The sequence below is a fragment of the Actinocrinis sp. genome (assembly GCF_035605935.1).
In the GTDB taxonomy this organism is placed as follows: Bacteria; Actinomycetota; Actinomycetes; order Streptomycetales; family Catenulisporaceae; genus Actinocrinis.
This window is the reverse complement of record NZ_DATNGK010000014.1, coordinates 1-17794: the sequence shown is the minus strand read 5'-3', so window position 1 is coordinate 17794 and position 17794 is coordinate 1. Positions and strand designations below refer to the sequence as shown.

General features: G+C 71.2%; 5 protein-coding genes. 4 read left to right on the top strand and 1 reads right to left on the bottom strand.

Annotation, left to right across the window (positions count from 1 at the left end; translation table 11 throughout):
* Nucleotides 1-100 precede the first annotated feature (100 nt).
* Nucleotides 101-355, bottom strand: coding sequence for a hypothetical protein (locus VN779_RS01120; RefSeq protein ID WP_325719225.1), 255 nt, complete (start codon nt 353-355; stop codon nt 101-103).
* A 239-nt stretch (nt 356-594) separates the two neighbouring features.
* On the opposite strand from VN779_RS01120, the gene VN779_RS01115 reads away from it, so the two are divergent.
* The 4 genes from VN779_RS01115 to VN779_RS01100 form a co-directional block, all read left to right on the top strand.
* Nucleotides 595-930: a hydroxyisourate hydrolase gene (locus tag VN779_RS01115; protein ID WP_325719223.1), complete on the top strand. Its 336-nt coding sequence runs from the start codon at nt 595-597 to the stop codon at nt 928-930.
* Nucleotides 931-1134: 204 nt separating this feature from the next.
* The gene (locus VN779_RS01110) at nt 1135-9876 is read left to right on the top strand and encodes a type I polyketide synthase (protein ID WP_325719221.1); all 8742 of its coding nucleotides are present in this window, start codon (nt 1135-1137) and stop codon (nt 9874-9876) included.
* A gap of 6 nt (nt 9877-9882) precedes the next feature.
* Nucleotides 9883-15546, top strand: a complete 5664-nt coding sequence (locus tag VN779_RS01105) for a type I polyketide synthase (protein WP_414639545.1) — start codon at nt 9883-9885, stop codon at nt 15544-15546.
* 50 nt (nt 15547-15596) lie between these two features.
* Nucleotides 15597-17794 (top strand): type I polyketide synthase (locus VN779_RS01100; RefSeq protein ID WP_325719218.1); only part of this gene is annotated, 2198 nt, incomplete at its 3' end.

Below are 17794 nucleotides of genomic sequence, written 5' to 3'. Positions count from 1 at the left end.
GTGGGTAAGAATTAGCGCCGGTCTCGGTCTCGGCGTGCTGGGCGGCGCTTTCGGTCGTCAGGCGCAGGGCACCCTCAGACCGGGTTTCCAGCGCCTGGGCTCAGCCCCAGTTGGTGTTGTTCGCTCCGGGGCAGCAGGCCGGGTTGTTGTCAGCGTCCGGGCCCTGACACGGCAGCGCGCTGACCGGCGTGCCCTGCGAGCTGTCCCAGGACTGAGCCGCGCTGGTGGCTGAGGGCTGCTGATCGGCGCGCGCCACCGCGCCGCCGTGTTGCAGCGCCGGAGCGGCCGCGCCGAGGGTCACCGCGGTGAGCAGTGCGAGTCCGGCAAAGGTGCGTCGCGTTCCGCTGATCGTCATGACCCATCCCCTTAGCGGTTGCTGCCGCGATCCGGGCCGCGGCGGGCTGCTGTTCCTTCTGGTCATGACTTTTCGCCCGGTGGCTATCATCGCGCTTCCCGGACGGTCTCACGCCGCTATTGCTTGCGCTATCGGCGCGGCCGTTTCGGCGCGCTCAGCTGCGTTCGGCGATGGCGAGCCGATACCGCAGCGGCGCACGCTCGGCGCAGGGAATCGCACGGGCGGGAAGCGGTAGTCGGATGAAGCTCTCGGTGCATGTCGTGGACTGCGCGAACGGGGTGGCCGCGACGGACGTCGGGGTCCTGCTGCGCGCGCACGCGGACGGTGGGTGGCGGGACGTGTCCAGCGGCACCACCGGACCGGACGGGCTGCTCGCGCTGTGGAAGGGATCGCCGATCGAGCCCGGCGTCTATCAGCTGCTGTTCGACCTGGACCGGTACTACGCGATCCTCGGCACGATCTCGTTCTATCCGCGGGTGATCGTCGAGTTCAGGGTCAGCGACCCGGACGCCGACCTGCATCTGCCGCTGATCACCACGTCCAATTCGTACACCGCTTTCCGTTCCGATTCCTGAGGCTATTCCATAAACGCGGCCCCAGCGTCAACAAGTCCTGGCTGACAGTTTCCTGCCAGTGCCTATATGTCGCCGATACCGCAGCTCAGCCCCATTGACGCTGAGTATGGCAACGAACAGGATCAGCACAGAGAAATAGTTTCCGGACGCGATCTGGAAAATGCATTCGGCAGAATTCGCTGCAATCTGACGGTAGGTGGGTCGATGTCTTCGCCGGCGCAACAGCCCAGCGTTCAGGAGTGCGGCGTGCAGGAAAACAGCGCGCCGCAGTTCCGCGCGCAGGAGCCGATCGCCGTCATCGGCGCGGCCTGCCGGCTGCCGGGGGCTGCCGACCCGGACCAGTTCTGGGACCTGCTGCGTTCCGGCACGGAGGCGGTCGCGGACGCGCCGCCCGCCCGCCGCGCGCCCGATGCCCCGGCCGAGTTGCGCCGGGGCGGATTCATCGAGGACGTAGACCGTTTCGACGCGGCGTTCTTCGGCATCTCGCCGAACGAGGCGGCGGCGATGGACCCGCAGCAGCGGCTGATGCTGGAGCTGGCTTGGGAGGCGCTTGAGCGCGCACGGATCGCGCCGGCCTCGCTGCGTGGAACCCGCTGCGCAGTCTTCGTCGGCGCCATTGCCGCCGACTATGCCGTCCTGCACGACCGGCTGCGCTCGCAGGCGCCCGGCACACACACGCTCACCGGCGTGCACCGCAGCATCATCGCGAACCGGATCTCCTACGTGCTCGGGCTGCGCGGCCCCAGCCTGACGCTGGACTCCGGGCAGTCCTCCTCGCTGCTGGCCGTGAAATCAGCCTGCGAAGAACTGTGGCGCGGCGAAGCCACCCTGGCCCTGGCCGGCGGCGTGAATCTCAACCTGCTTCCGGAGACCGGCACGGTCATCGGCCAGTTCGGCGCGCTTTCCCCGGACGGACGCTGTTTCACCTTCGACGCACGCGCGAACGGCTATGTGCGCGGCGAGGGTGGCGCGCTGATCGTGCTCAAGCCGCTAACTGCCGCGCTCGCCGATGGAGACTCAGTGCGCTGCGTCATCCTCGGCGGCGCCGTGAACAACGACGGTGGCGGCGGCGGACTCGCCACGCCGGACGCCGGCGCGCAGGAGGAGGTCATCCGGCTGGCCTGCCGGAACGCGGGCGTCGATCCGGCCGAGGTGCAGTATGTGGAGCTGCACGGCACCGGCACTGCGGTCGGCGATCCGATCGAGGCGAGCGCGCTCGGCGCCGCGCTCGGCACTGCGCCGCGGCGCGCGCAGCCGCTGCTGGTCGGCTCGGCGAAGACCAACATCGGCCACCTGGAGGGGGCCGCGGGCATCGCCGGGCTGCTCAAGCTCGCGCTCTGCCTCGAGCACCGCGACCTCGCGCCCAGCCTCAACTTCGAGACCGTGAACCCGCGCATCCCGCTCACCGAACTCGGCCTCGACGTGGTGCGCCGCGCCCGGCCCTGGCCGCGCCCGCAGGCCCGGCTGGTCGCCGGCGTCAGCTCCTTCGGTATGGGCGGCACGAACTGCCACCTCATCCTGGCCGAGCCGCCTGCCGCGGCTCCCGCGCTGCCCGCCGCACCGGGAACGCGCGATGAGGTGGCTAAGACGGAAGTAGCCGAGGGCGCCGCGGGCGGTGTGCCGTGGATCCTGTCCGCGCGTTCCGCCGAAGCGCTGCGGTCTCAGGCCGGCGCCCTCGCTCGGCACGTCGCGCAGCGCGCCGGTGCGCGCCCAGCCGACGTCGCGTTCTCGCTGCTGCGCACCCGCGCCCGCTTCGAGCATCGGGCCGTGCTGCTCGGCGCGGACAAGCAGATGTTGGCCGCCGGCCTGGACTCGCTGGCGGCAGGCTGCCCGGACGGTTCAGTGGTGACCGGCGCGCTCGTCGCCGGACGGCGTGCCTTCGTCTTCCCGGGCCAGGGTTCGCAGTGGGCCGGCATGGGGCGCGAGCTGGCTGACGCGTCGCCGGTCTTCGCCGAGCGGCTGGCCGAGTGCGCGCAGGCGCTCGAACCGCATATCGACTACTCGCTTCTCGACGTGCTGCGCGAGGTTCCCGGCGCCCCCGGCTTGGATCGGGTCGACGTCGTGCAGCCGGCCCTGTGGGCGATGATGGTCTCCCTCGCCGAGCTCTGGAAGTCCGAAGGCGTCACGCCGGATCTGGTCATCGGCCACTCTCAGGGGGAGATCGCCGCCGCGACCTTTGCTGGCGCGCTTTCGCTGGCCGACGGCGGCCGGGTCGTGGCACTGCGCAGCCGCGCCATCGCCGGGCTGCCCGGCGGTGGGATGCTCTCGATCGCGCTGCCCGCCGAAGCCGTATCGCAGCGCATTGACAGCTGCGTAAACCTGACCCTCGCCGCGGTGAACGGTCCGCGATCCGTCGTCGTCTCGGGTCCGGTCGTGGACCTTGAGCGGCTGAGCGCCGAGCTGAAGGCCGAGGACGTTCGCACCAAGTTGATCCCGGTCAGCTACGCCTCGCACTCGCCCGCGGTCGACGAGCTGCGCGAGCGGCTGCTCGAGGATCTGGCGCCCATCCGCCCGGCCGCGGTGTCCACTACGTTCATCTCGACACTGACCGGCGCACCGCTGGACACTGCCGAACTCGGCGCACGGTACTGGTTCGACAGCCTGCGTCAGCCGGTGCGTTTCGCCGAGGCCGTGCACAGATCGCTGGTCGAGGACTGCGGCCTGTTCATCGAGTGCAGCCCGCATCCGGTGCTGGCGACCGCCATCGAAGAGAGCATCGAGGACTGCGACGCACCGGCAGTGGTCGTCAGTACCCTGGCCCGCACGGACGGCGGCCTCGAACGCGTGCGGCGAAGCTTCGCAGAAGCATACGTACACGGAGCCGAGGTCGACTGGGAACGCCATTGCGCGGTGCCAGGGGCCGAACTCATCGACCTTCCCACATACGCGTTCCAGCGCGAGCGCTATTGGCTCGCAGATGCAGACCGGATGGAAACCGCCGCGTCGACCACGGGTGCGCGGAGCACCTCCAGCGCGACCGCCGCGCCCGAGCTCACCGGGACGACGACGAGCGTGCGCACGAGCCTGCCGGGCCTGCGCGACCTTGTGCTCGCGGCCACCGCGAACATCCTCGGGCACAACGACCGGCGCGCCATCGATCCGCAGCGCAGCTTCAAGGAACTCGGCTTCGACTCGGCCGCGACCGTGGAACTGCGCAACCGGCTCAAGGCCGCGACCGGGCTGCGACTGCCGACCACCGTGCTCTACGACTTCCCGACTCCGCTGCGGCTCGCCGGTCACCTGCACGCCGCCCTCGCCGGCACGCCGACCGGACCGCAGGCAGCCGACGCCGCGCCCACGCCTGCGCCGCACGCCGCCGCATCCGCCGGCGAATCGATCGCCATCGTCGCGATGGGCTGCCGCTACCCCGGCGGGGTCGAATCGCCCGAGGACCTGTGGCAGCTCGTGGCCTCCGGCACCGACGCCACCTGCGAACTGCCCACCAACCGAGGCTGGGACCTGGACGCGCTGCTCGGCTCCGGCCCGGATCACCCCGGCACCTGCGCGACCAGCCGCGGTGGCTTCCTGCTCGACGCCGACCGGTTCGACGCGGCGTTCTTCGGCCTGAGCCCGCGCGAAGCGCTGGCCATGGACCCGCAGCAGCGGCTACTGCTGGAGACCTCGTGGGAGTGCCTTGAACGGGCCGGCCTCGATCCCGCCACCCTGGCCGGCTCGGCGACCGGGGTCTACGTCGGCGCGATGTCCACGGACTATGGTCCGCGCCTGCACCGGCCCACCGGTCTCGCCGACGGCCATCTGCTCACCGGCACCGCGCTGAGCGTCGCCTCCGGCCGCATCGCCTATACCTTCGGGTTACAGGGGCCTGCGATTACGGTGGACACCGCCTGCTCCTCGTCGCTCGTGGCGATCCAGCTCGCGACGCAGGCGCTGCGCCGCGGCGAATGCACCCTCGCGCTGGCCGGCGGCGTCACCCTCATGGCGAACCCGGGCAATCTGGTCGAGTTCAGCCGGCAGAACGGCCTGGCCGCGGACGGCCGGGCGAAGGCGTTCGCCGCGTCGGCTGACGGCACCGCTTTCGCTGAGGGCGCGGGCATCCTGCTGCTCGAACGCCTCGCTGACGCCCGCCGCAACGGACACCCCGTGCTCGCGGTGATCCGTGGTGGCGCGGTGAATCAGGACGGCGCGAGCAACGGACTGACCGCACCCAACGGGCAGGCGCAGGAGCAGGTCATCCGCAAGGCGCTCGTGGATGCGGGGCTTTCGCCGCTGGACATCGACGCGGTCGAGGCGCACGGCACCGGCACCGAGCTGGGTGATCCGATCGAAGCCAACGCCCTGATAGCGACCTACGGCGGCGGGCCGGCCGACCAGCCGGTGTGGCTCGGCTCGGTGAAGTCGAACCTCGGCCACACCCAGGCCGCGGCCGGAGTCGCCGGGGTCATCAAAACGGTGATGGCAATGCGGAACAACACCCTGCCACGCACCCTGCACGCAGACCAGCCGACGCCGAAAGCGGACTGGGAGACCGGCCGAGTGCGGCTGCTGGCCGAAAACCAGCCGTGGCCCGCGACGGACCGGCCGCGCCGTGCCGCGATATCCAGCTTCGGCATCAGCGGCACCAACGCGCACGTCATCCTTGAGGCCGCACCCGCGCCCGCACCGGCACCCGCCATTGCCACTGTCACTGCTGCCGAGTCGTCGGCCGCGGTTCCGGCACGCCTGTCGCAGCACGCTGACCAACCCCTGATCTGGGTCATCTCGGCCCGCAGCGAAAAATCCCTGCGCGCACAAGCCGGCCGACTGCGCGACTTCGCCGGGATCGCCCCGGAAGACGAACTGGCCGCCGCGGGCCCGGCGCTCGCGCGCCGTCCGTCCTTCGCTCACCGCGCGGTCGTCGTCGCCGCGGACCGCGCCGAGCTGTGCGCCGCGCTGGCCGAACTGGCCGCCGCACGCCCGCACGCCGCCCTGGCAACCGGCGTCGCGCACGGCACCGCTCAGCCGGTCTTCGTCTTCCCCGGCCAGGGTTCGCAGTGGTCTGGCATGGCCGCCGGTCTACTCGAGCGCAGCGAGGTGTTCGCGGCAAGCATGCGCCGCTGTGACGAGGCGCTGGCCCCGTACACCGGATGGACCGCGAGCGCTGTGTTGCGCGGCGAGCCGGGGGCGCCGGAACTGCGCGGCTCCGACGTGATCCAGCCGGTGCTCTTCGCGGTGGCCGTCTCGCTGGCCGCGCTGTGGCGCTCGGTCGGTCTCGAGCCGGCCGCGGTGGTCGGCCACTCCCAGGGTGAGATCCCCGCCGCGCTGCTGGCCGGCGCGCTCGATCTGGACGACGCGGCGAAGCTGGTCGCCGCGCGCAGCCAGGTGATCGGGTCGATCGACGGCACCGGCGCGATGCTCTCCGCGGTGCTGCCGGTCGAGCGTGTCCGAGAGCTGATCGAGCCGTGGGAAGGGCGGCTGTGGGTGGCCCTGCACAACGGCCCCCACAGCACCGTGATCGGCGGCGATCCGGACGCGGTCGAGGAGTTCGAGAAGGCCTGGGCAGCGAAGGTGCAGCTGCGCCGCGCCGCCCTCGACTACGCGGCACACACCCCGCACATCGCCGCGATACGCGACGAACTCATGAGCCGCATCGACGGGGTGCTCCCGCGCGTCGCTGAGAACGGCGGGGACGCGTTGCCGTTCTGCTCCTCATACGCCGGAGGCTTCCTGCCCGGCGAACAGCTGACCGCTTCGCACTGGTACGAGAGCCTGGCCGGGCAGGTGCGCTTCGACGCCGCGATCCGCGCCTTCGCCGAGCACGAGCGCCCGCTGTTCGTTGAGGTGAGCTCGCACCCGATCCTGGTCGGCGACATCCGGGACGTGCTCGCGGACGCGGGTTTCGAGGGCGCGGCGGTCGGTTCGCTGCGCCGCAACCGCGGCGATGCGCGCCAGTTCGCCGCCGCGGCCGCGCAGGCGTATGTCCATGGCGCCCCGATCTCGTGGCCGGCGCTGCTTGGACCGGCGTCGCGGCACGTCGATCTGCCGACCTACGCGTTCGACCGCAAGCGCTTCTGGCTCGACGGCGGCGAACCCGCACAGTCCGGCATCGACGCTCCGCGTCACCCGCTGCTGGGCGCCGCTGTGCCCACCGCGCGGGACGGCGGTCTCCTGCTCGCCGGGCGGCTGTCGCTCGCTTCAACTCCTTGGCTCGCCGACCATGCCGTCGCCGGCTCCGTGCTGCTGCCGGGCACCGCGTTCGTCGACCTGGTACTCGAGGCGGCGCAGCAGGTCGAGGCATCGCGAATCGACGACCTCGTGCTCGAAGCGCCGCTGACCCTGCCCGAGCGTGGCGCCGTGGAGATCCAGCTCACGGTCGCAGGACTCGATGATTCGGGACGGCGCTCGGTGTCCGTGCACTCCCGCGCCGCAGGCGACTCAGCCGCCGAATGGCTTCGGCACGCGACCGGCACGCTTGCGTCGCACAGTGCCGCAGAACCCGAACCCGGTGACGAAGTTGAATCGATCACCGTCTGGCCGCCGGTCGGTGCCGTGCCGCTGGATCTCACGGCGGCTTACGACCAGCTTGCCGAGCGCGGCTACGACTACGGGCCCGTATTCCAGGGCTTGGCGGCCGCGTGGCACGCCGGCACCGACCTCTATGCCGAGGTGCGTCTCCCCGAACCAGCCGCGAGCGACGCGAGCGCGTTCGTGCTGCACCCCGCCTTGCTCGACGCGGTGCTCCATGCCCTCTTGCTGGACAGATCGGCGGTCGGCGGCGAATCCGAGCTACTGCTGCCCTTCTCCTGGACTGGCGTGGACGTCGAGATCGCCGGGACGCCGCAGCTGCGAGCGCGCCTGCGCGGCACCGCGCAGGAAGGCGTTGACCTCACTCTCTTCGACGTGGCCGGAAGGCGGATCGGCGCGGTCCGCGAGTTGGTGCTGCGGCGCGCGCCGAAGATCGCCTCACCCCAAGCACCCGAGGCTGCCGGCAATGGCCTGTTCGAGGTTCGTTGGACGGATGCTGGTCTCACCGCAGCGCAGGTTTCCGGGCGCCCTTGGGCAGTCCTCGGCGCGGACGAGCGAGCGGAAGAGGTCAGTGCCCAGCTGAAGGCGGCTGGCTTCAGTGCTCCGCTGCACTACGACCTGTCCTCTGTCGCCGAGTTGTCTGCGGCCGTGGTTCCAGAGGTCGTCGTGGCGCCGTTCGTCCCCGATCCCGACGATGAGCGCGACGATCCGCCTTATGCCGCCCGTGAGGCGCTTACCGCGCTGCTCGACCTGACCCAGCAGTGGCTCGCCGATGAGCGGTTCGCTGACGCGAAGCTGCTTGTCCTGGCTGACCGTCAGTCGCCTGCGACCGCCGCGTTGTGGGGCTTCGTGCGTTCGGCGCAGGCCGAGCACCCTGGTGGCCGGTTTGCCGTGGCCGACCTGGGCACGCCTTACGCGGACGGCGCGGTGGCGTGGCCACTGATCGCCGCTGCCCTGGACGCGGGGGAAACCGAGTGCGTCGTCGAGGGCGGTAAGGCACTGATACCGCAGCTCGCCAGCTGCGGCTCTGCGCAAAACGACGCGGTGGACTCGGGATCGGCCGAACCGCGGCCCGCCGATCTGACGACGGGCACCGTGCTGATCACCGGAGGGACCGGCGGCATCGGTGCACTCGTCGCGCTGCGGCTCGCCGAGCGGCACGGTGTCCGGGATCTGCTGCTGGTTTCCCGGCGCGGCGCCGACGCGCCCGAAGCGGACCAGCTGGTCGCGAAGCTTGAAGCACTCGGCGTGACGGTCCGTGTGGCGGCGTGCGACATCGCCAACCGCAGGGCTCTGGCACGCCTGCTGGAATCCGTACCCGAGGATCGGCCGCTGTGCGCCGTCATCCACGCCGCCGGCGTCCTGGATGACTCGACCGTGCAGAGCCTTTCCTCCGCGCAGATCGACGCAGTGCTGCGGCCCAAAGCGGAGGCGGCCTGGCTGCTGCACCGCCTCACCGCCGAACTGCCGCTACGCGCCTTCGTGCTCTTCTCCTCCGTCACCGGCGTGGTCGGCAGCGCCGGCCAAGCCAACTATGCGGCGGCCAATGCCTTCCTCGACGCACTCGCCACCCGGCGACGCAGCCTCGGCCTGCCCGCGACCTCGATCGCCTGGGGCCTGTGGGCGATCGACGGCGGCATGGGCTCCGGACTGTCGGCGGCCGACCTTGCCCGGCTCTCCCGCGTCGGCGGTTCGCTCAGCGCGGACCAGGCGCTCGATCTGCTGGACGCGGCGCTAAAACAGGTCACTGATGGTGCGCCGCTGCTGGTGGCGTCTCGCTGGGAACCGTCCGATCTGCGCGGCGGCGTTCCAGGGGCGTTGCGTGGCCTTGTGCGCACGCCGCGCCGCCCCGGCGGTCCCGCACGGTCGGCCGCGGCGAACCGCCCCGGCCGCCAGTCGCCGGCTGACGCGGGGTCGCGGTTCGGGACCGGGATCGGCGCCGCTTCCTCCGCTGATACTGCGCAGGCGTCCGATGGTCTGGCCAGTCGGCTCGCCGCCCTCGATCCGGCCGGCGTCAGGCAGACGGTCCTGGACCTTGTGCGCACCCACGTGGCTGCGGCACTGGCGCACGGCAGCCCCGCCGAGATCGAGGTGGACCGGCCGTTCATCGAACTTGGACTCGACTCGCTCACCTCCGTCGAGCTGCGCAACCGGCTCGGCGCGGCCACCGGCCTGCGGCTGCCCGCGACGCTCGTGTTCAACACGCCCACGGTCGCGGGCGTCACCGACTACCTCATCAGAGAACTGGCACCCGCGCCGCCCGAGCCCGATCGCGTGCTGAGCGAGGCACTCGAGCGAATCTCCGCGGACCTCGACCGCGCCGATGCGGGGCAGCGCGACCGAGTCGAGGCGGTACTGCGTTCCGCCCTGAGCCGGCTACGCGAGGTAAACGGCGAGGCGGGCCTCGTCCCGGGCTTCGGCGACGACGCGCTCGGCTCAGCCTCCGACGAAGAGATCTTCCGATTCATCGACAACCGGATCTAGGGCCGGATTCAAAGGCCAGATCCAAAGACCGGCTCTGCCGAGCGGTTCAGACGGCGTACCGACCACATTCCCACCAGGGGAAGCGAGACAGCGATGGCAACCGAGGACAGGCTCCGCGAATACCTGCGCCGGGCGACGACCGACCTGGCCGACGCGCGTCGCCGGCTAGCCGACTCCGAAGCACGCGCCCACGAGCCAATCGCAGTCGTCGGCATGGCCTGCCGCTATCCGGGCGGCATCGCGGCGCCCGAGCAACTATGGGATCTGGTGGATCAGGGCGCCGACGCGACCAGTGCGTTCCCCACCGACCGCGGCTGGGACCTGGAGCGGCTCTACGACCCCGACCCCGACGTCCCCGGCACCACCTACGCCCGCAAGGGTGGATTCCTGCGCGAACCGGGCGGTTTCGACGCGCCGTTCTTCCACCTGAGCCCGCGCGCCGCGCTGGCCACCGACCCGCACCACCGGCTCTTCCTCGAGGCCGCGTGGGAGGCGTTCGAGCGCGCCGGGGTCGATCCTGCCACGCTGCGCGGCACGCGCACCGGCGTGTGGGCCGGGATGATGTACGACTACTACTCCGCCCAGTTCCTCGGCGCGATGCCGGACGGGCTCGACGGCACGATCCTGATCTCCGGAGCGCCGAGCATGCTGTCCGGCCGGGTGTCCTACACATTCGGACTCGAAGGTCCCGCGGTCAGCCTCGACACGGCCTGCTCCTCCTCCCTCGTGGCGATCCACCTCGCCGTTCAAGCGCTGCGCGGCGGCGAGTGCCCGCTGGCGCTGGCCGGCGGCGTGACCGTGATGGCGGTGCCGGACCCGTTCGTCGAGTTCTCCCGGCAGCGCGCACTGGCTCCGGACGGCGTGTGCAAAGCGTTCTCCGACGACGCCGACGGAGCGGTGTGGGCCGAGGGCGTAGGCGTGCTGCTGCTGGAGCGCGTATCCGACGCGCGTCGCAACGGACACCGGATCTTCGGCCTGATCCGCGGTACCGCGGTTAATCAGGACGGGGCCAGCAATGGGATGACCGCGCCGAATGGCGCCTCCCAGGAGCGGGTCATCCGGCAAGCGCTGGCCGACGCTCGGCTGGGCGCGGCCGATGTCGACGCCATGGAGGCGCACGGCACCGGCACCGCGCTCGGAGACCCGATCGAGGCGACCGCGATCCTGTCGGCGTACGGCCGCGACCGCTCCGCCGACCGGCCGCTCTGGCTCGGGTCGGTCAAGTCCAACATCGGGCACACCCAGGCGGCGGCGGGAGTCGCCGGAATCATCAAGCTGCTGATGGGGATGGAGCACGGCCGGCTGCCGCGCACGCTCCATGTCTCAGCGCCGACTCACCACGTGGACTGGTCATCGGGAACGGTGAAGCTGCTCACCGAGCAGCAGCCCTGGCCGCGCCGGGAGGGCGAGCGCCGCCGCGCCGGCGTGTCCTCCTTCGGCATCAGCGGGACGAACGCGCACGTCATCCTCGAAGAAGCGCCCGACTTCGAGCCGGCGCCCGAGCCGGAGCCGGGAACAGCGCCGAGGCTGGGGTCTCAGCACGCTCCTGTTGAGGATGGCGGTCCGGTGCCGTGGGTACTCACCGCGCGCACCGAGACCTCTCTGCGCCTCGCGGCCCGACGGCTACACGACCGGGTGTCCGCTGACACATCGGTCAGGACGCTCGATGTCGCGCACAGCCTCGCCACTACCCGTGCCCGCTTCGAGCACCGGGCCGTGGTCGTGGGCCGGGAGCGCGGCGAACTGCTCGACGCGCTCACCGCGCTCGCCGAGGGCGGTCCGCACCCGGCGGTCGCCCAAGGCGTCGGCGCGAACCGGCGGCCGAAGACCGCGTTCCTTTTTACCGGCCAGGGCGCCCAGCGTCCCGGAATGGGCCGCGAACTTTACCGCCGGTTCCCCGTTTTCGCGGCGGCCTTCGACGAGGTCTGCGCCGCGCTCGATCCGTACCTAGACCGGCCGCTGCACCAGGTGATGTGGGCCGAAGCGGGGAGTGCGGCCGCTGCAACGCTCGACGAGACGCGCTACACCCAGCCGGCCCTGTTCGCCTACGAGGTCGCTGCATTCCGGCTGCTCGGCTCGCTGGGCCTCGCGCCGGACCGGGTCGCGGGTCACTCCGTGGGCGAGATCGCCGCGGCGCACATCGCCGGCGTCTGGGATCTGGCCGACGCGGCGCGCATGGTCGCCACCAGGGCGCGACTGATGCAGGAACTGCCGTCCCGTGGCGCCATGGTCGCCATCGCCGCGACCCCCGACGAGCTGCGGCCGCTGCTGGCCGGGCGCGAGCACCTGGCCGGTATCGCGGCGGTCAACGGCCCCGCCGACGTCGTGGTGTCCGGCGATGAGGAGACATGCGAGCGGATCGCTGAGCACTGGCGCGGCCTCGGCCGGCGGGTCAAGCGGCTGACGGTCAGTCACGCGTTCCACTCGCCGCTGATGGAGCCGATGGTCGACGCCTTCGCCGCCGAACTCAAGGCCCTGACTTTCAACGAGCCCGCCCTGCCGTACGAGACGGACCTCGGCGCGGACCGGCGCTGGACCGAGCCCGAGTACTGGACCGACCAGATCCGCCAGGCGGTCGGCTTCGCCCCGGCCGTGGAACGGCTCGCGGCCGCGGGCACTGAGCTGTACGTCGAGGTCGGACCGCAGGCGGTGCTGTCCGGCATGGTTCGCGCCGCGCTGCCTGATGCGAGCGCCACGGTGGCGGCAACCTCCCGGCGTAACCAGAGCGAGCCCGCTGCGCTGCTCGGCTGCCTGGCCGATGCTTTCTCGATCGGCGCGGACGTGGCATGGTCCGATCTCACCGCGGGCGGCGAGCTGGTCGACCTGCCGACCTACGCGTTCGACCGCGAGCGCTACTGGTTGACCCGCCCGGCCGCGCAGGCCGACCTCTCGAAGGCCGGGCTCGGGCTGCGTGAGGCCGGGCACCCGCTGCTGCGCGCGGTGGTCGACGTCGCGGGCGGCGGCGTGGTGGCGACCGGTCGGCTGGGTCTCACGGACCTGCCGTGGCTGGCCGACCACGCGATCGGCGGGAGCGTCGTCGTGCCAGGCTCCGCGCTGCTGGACCTGGTGGCGCAGCTCGGTGCCGAGGCCGGATACGCGGTCGTGGCCGAGCTGACCTTCGAAGCTCCGCTCGTGTTGCCCGCGCAGGGAGATCTTGCGCTGCAAGCCGTCTTGGATGCTGAGGATCACTCGGTGCGTGTGTACGCGCGTGCGGATGCGGATGCGGATGCGGATGACGAGGCTCCCTGGACCCGGCACGCGAGCGCGGTGCTCTCGCGGGATGCGGTCGGTGCCGCTTCGCCCTGCGCCTGGGCTGAAACATGGCCGCCGTCGCAGGCAGCCGCGGTCGTCTTCGAGGGCGCCTATGACCGCCTCGCCGAACGCGGCTACGAATACGGACCCGCATTCCGCGGCGTGCGCGCGGCCTGGCGGCGCGGCGAGGAGCTTTTTGCCGAAGTCAGCGTGCCGGAGCAGGCCGCGACCGCTGGCTTCGGGGTGCACCCGGTGCTGCTTGACTCCGCCTTTCATCCGTATGTATTCGAGGGCGAATCCGAGGAGCTGCGCCTGCCGTTCGTGTTCCGGGGCGTCCGGATCGACGTCACGGGCGCCGAGGTGCTGCGGGTCAAGATCACCACGGACGGGCCCGACGGCCTGCGGGTGGAAGCCGCCGACGAGAGCGGCCGCCAGGTACTCGCGATCGACGAACTGCGGGTGCGGCCGATCGCGATCAGCACACTGCTGGCGTCGCTGGGCTCTGCGACGGGACTGACCGGCTACCACGGCGTGGAGTGGACCGAGTTGGACGCCGTATCAGCACCCGATGATGGCTCGGTGTGGGTTGCGCTCGGAACCGGAACGCCGGTGGCCGGCTTGACCTCTTACGCCGATCTGGACGAGTTGGCCGCGGCGATCGAATCGGGCCGGGCCGCAGACTTCGTCGTGGTGGACTGCCCGGAGCCGGCGGCGGATGGCGACTCGCTTGACGCCGAATCGGCTGGGGCGCCGGCCGCGGCCTTCGAACTCACCAGCCGCGCACTCGACCTGATCCAGCGGTGGATCGCGGACGAGCGCTTCGCCTCACGCCGCCTCATCTTCCGGACCGAGCCCGAACCCCTCGCCGGCGCGGCCGTGATCGGCCTGGTGCGCACCGCACTGGCCGAGCAGCCTGGCCGCTTCGGCGTGGTGCATGGTCGCGTCGGGCTCGGTCCGGTTGGTCTGCTCGCCGCCGCCTTCGCGGCGGGGGAGGCCGAATGTCTCGTTGACCGGGACAGGATCCTGGTGCCCAGGATCGTGCGCCGCCGGCCGCTCGAGGCTGAGACGGCGGACCTGTCCGGAGGCACCGCGCTGGTCACCGGCGGCACCGGCGGCCTCGGCGCGCTGGTGGCGCAGCGGCTGGTTGAGCGGTTCGGTGTGCGGGACCTGATTCTCACCTCGCGCCGCGGCCCGGACGCGCCGGGTGCCGCGCAGTTGGCGGATCGGCTGCGTGAGATTGGCGCGGCCACCGTGCGTGTCGAGGCCTGCGACACCGCTGACCGGCCCGCAGTGCAGCGACTGCTGGGGTCGATTTCGCAAGACAGGCCGCTGACCGTGGTCGTACACGCTGCCGGAGTCCTGCGTGACGCCGCGCTGAGCGCACAGACCCCTGATTCGGTCCGCGAGGTCTTCCGGCCCAAGGTCGACGCCGCATGGCTGCTGCACGAGCTGACCGCCGACCTGCCGCTGCGCGCATTCGTGCTCTTCTCCTCGATCGCGGGCGTGCTCGGCAACCCCGGCCAGGCCAACTACTCCGCGGCGAACGGTTTCCTCGACGCGCTTGCGGAGCACCGCAAGCGCCGCGGACTCGCCGGAACGTCGGTGGCTTGGGGGCCGTGGTCGGGAGCCGCGGGTATGGCGGCCGGGCTCTCGGCGGCGCACGAGGCGCGGCTGTCGCGCGCCGGAATCTCGGCGCTCACCGAACAACAGGGCCTCGACCTGTTCGACGCGGCGCTGCTCGACGACCTGTCCGGCGGCGAGCCGCTGGTGGTGGCCTCCCGGTGGAACACGGCAGCGCTGCGCACGCGCGCCGAGGCCGGGGATGCGGTTCCGCCGCAGCTGCGCGGCCTGGTCCGCGTTACGCCGCGCGCTTCGGGAACGACGGCGCCAGGTGCAGTCGCAACACCCCAGGCGCAATCGGGTATGGCCGAGCGACTGTCGGGCTTGTCCGCAGACGACGCGCGTCGAGAGGTGCTGCAGTACGTCCGCAGCCATGTCGCGGCGGTGCTCGCCTACGGCTCCGCGGACGCGATCCCGGCCGATCGAACCTTCAGCGAACTCGGCTTCGACTCGCTCAACGCGGTCGAGCTGCGCAATCGCCTCAACGCCGAGAACGGCCTCGCGCTGCCGCCGACGCTGGTCTTCGACCACCCGACGGCCGCCGACCTGGCGGAACACTTGCGCGGCGAACTGACCCCGGCCGCGCCCGACCCGGCGGACACCCTGTGTAGCGCGCTGCGCGAGTTCGCACCGCGGTTCGACGACGCGAGCGACATGGCGCGCGAACGCCTGGCGGCCGAGCTGGCGGCGCTGCTGGCCCGGCTCGGCCCGGCGGCCGACCCGCTATCGGACCACCTCGATCGGCTCGACGCCGCGTCGGACGAAGAGATCTTCGAGTTCATCGACAGCCAGCTGTAACGCGCCGGCGACGGTACCCGGAACACGTGGCAGGACAGGGGAAGAGTGGGATGGCAGGCGAGGACAAGCTCCGCGACTACCTCAAGCGGGTCACGGTCGATCTGGCCGAGGCACGCCGCAAGCTGGCCGACGCGGACGCGCGCCGCTACGAGCCGATCGCGATCGTCGGCATGGCCTGTCGGTATCCGGGTGCTGATTCGGTCGGCGACTTCTGGGCGTCGCTGGCGGCCGGCCGGTGCGCGGTCGCCGACGACGTGCCCGGCGGCCGCTACGACCTCGGCCCCTACGAGGAGAACTGCGGCGTGTACACCCGCCGTGGCGCGTTCCTGTCCGACATCGCCGGCTGGGACGCCCGGTTCTTCGGCTCCTCGGCGCGTGAGGCACTGCGGATGGACCCGCATCAGCGGCTGCTGATGGAACTGTTCTGGGAGGCGATGGAGGACGCCGGCACGCCGCCGCCGAGCCTCGAAGGCAGCCGCACCGCCGTCATGGTCGGCTTCTCAGACCCCTTCCAATACGGCAGGATCCAGGCCGAGCAGGAGGGCGTGCGGTTCGCCGTCGACCCATACGCGGCGCAGGGCAGCTCAATGAGTGTCGTGGCCGGGCGGCTGGCTTACCACTTCGATCTGCGCGGGCCGACCCTTGCGCTCGACACCGCATGCTCTTCATCCCTGGTGGCCGTGCACCAGGCGGGGGAGGCACTGCGGCGCGGCGAGTGCGATCTGGCGCTGGCTGGTGCCGCATCCCTGATCATTCACCCTGACATGTACGTCAACGGGTGTTCGACGTCGATGTTCGCCCCGGATGGTCTGTGTAAGACCTTTGACGCGAGCGCGGATGGCTATGCGCTCGGCGAGGGCGGCGGAGTGGTTGTGCTGGAACGGTTGTCTGACGCGCTGCGAGCCGGTCACCGCATCCACGCGGTGATTCGCGGCTCAGCGGTCAACCAGGATGGCCGCAGCAACGGACTGACCGCACCGAACCGCACAGCGCAGGTGGACGTCATCCGGCGCGCACAGGCCGCGGCGCGGGTGACTCCGGACGATGTCGTCTACGTCGAGGCGCACGGGTCGGCCACAAAGCTCGGCGACGCCATTGAACTCGGCGCACTTGGCGATGTGTTCGGGACGCGCTCTGCCGACCGGCCGCTGTACGTCGGAGCTGTGAAGAGCAACATCGGCCACACCCAGGCGGCAGCGGGCATGGCCGGGCTGATAAAGACCACACTCGTGCTGAAGCACGGTGTCGTCCCGCCGAATGTCAACATCACGGAGCTTTCCGAGACCGCGCTGGCCGCGGGCGATATCCGTCCGGCCACCGCTGCCGTGCCGCTCCCGTCGGGAGACGGTACGCGCGTCGCCGGAGTCAGTTCATTCGGCTGGTCGGGGACGAACGCCCACGTCGTCCTGGAGGCCGCGCCTGCGCCTGCGGCTGCGGCTGTATCAGTGCCAGTATCCGCTGCTGGCCGCGACACGGAGGGAGACGAGCCTGATTCCGGGCAGGGTGGCGCGCGGCTTCAGTTGCTGCCGGTCTCGGCAGCCGACGAGAACGCGTTGCGCCAGCACCTTGCGCGACTCGCCGACGTGGACAACCTCGGCGAATCAGCGTTCGTAGACGTAGCGTTTACGCTGCAGAGCGGCCGGGCCGAGCACGAGTACCGTCGCGCGATCGTCGCTGCGGACGGTGCCCAGGCGGCGGCGCGGCTAACGGAGGCCTCGACCCTGCCAGCAGTTCGCCGGCTGAAGAACACGCCGCGTGTCGCCTTCCTGCTCCCGGATGCTGGCGAGTTGCGCCCGGCAGTCGGGATCGAGCTGTACGGCAGCGATCCGGTCTTCGCAGAGGTCGTGGATGAGTGCGTTGCAGCCATCGCCGAGCACTTCGGAACCGACCTGCGCCCGCATTTCACCGGTGCCGGTGTCGTGGACGCTGGGTCGACGCAGCTGTCGGTATTCGTCGTCGAATATGCGCTGGCCCGGGCGATGGAGCGGCGCGGCGTCACTGCGCATGTGGTGCTTGGAACCGGCGTCGGCGCCTTGGTCGCAGGCGTCCTGACGGGTGAGCGAAACCTCAAGGACGCGCTGCGCTCAGCGGCTGAAAATATAGGTGATGCGCAGGACGGTCTGGCTACGTCTGTGGCTGTGGCTGCGGATTGGAGCCACGAGGCTGACCGCATAGCAGCGAACGCGCAGGTGTGTATCGAACTCGGTCCTGGCGGCGATGGCGCTCGTACCCTGATAAGCGGCTCGGA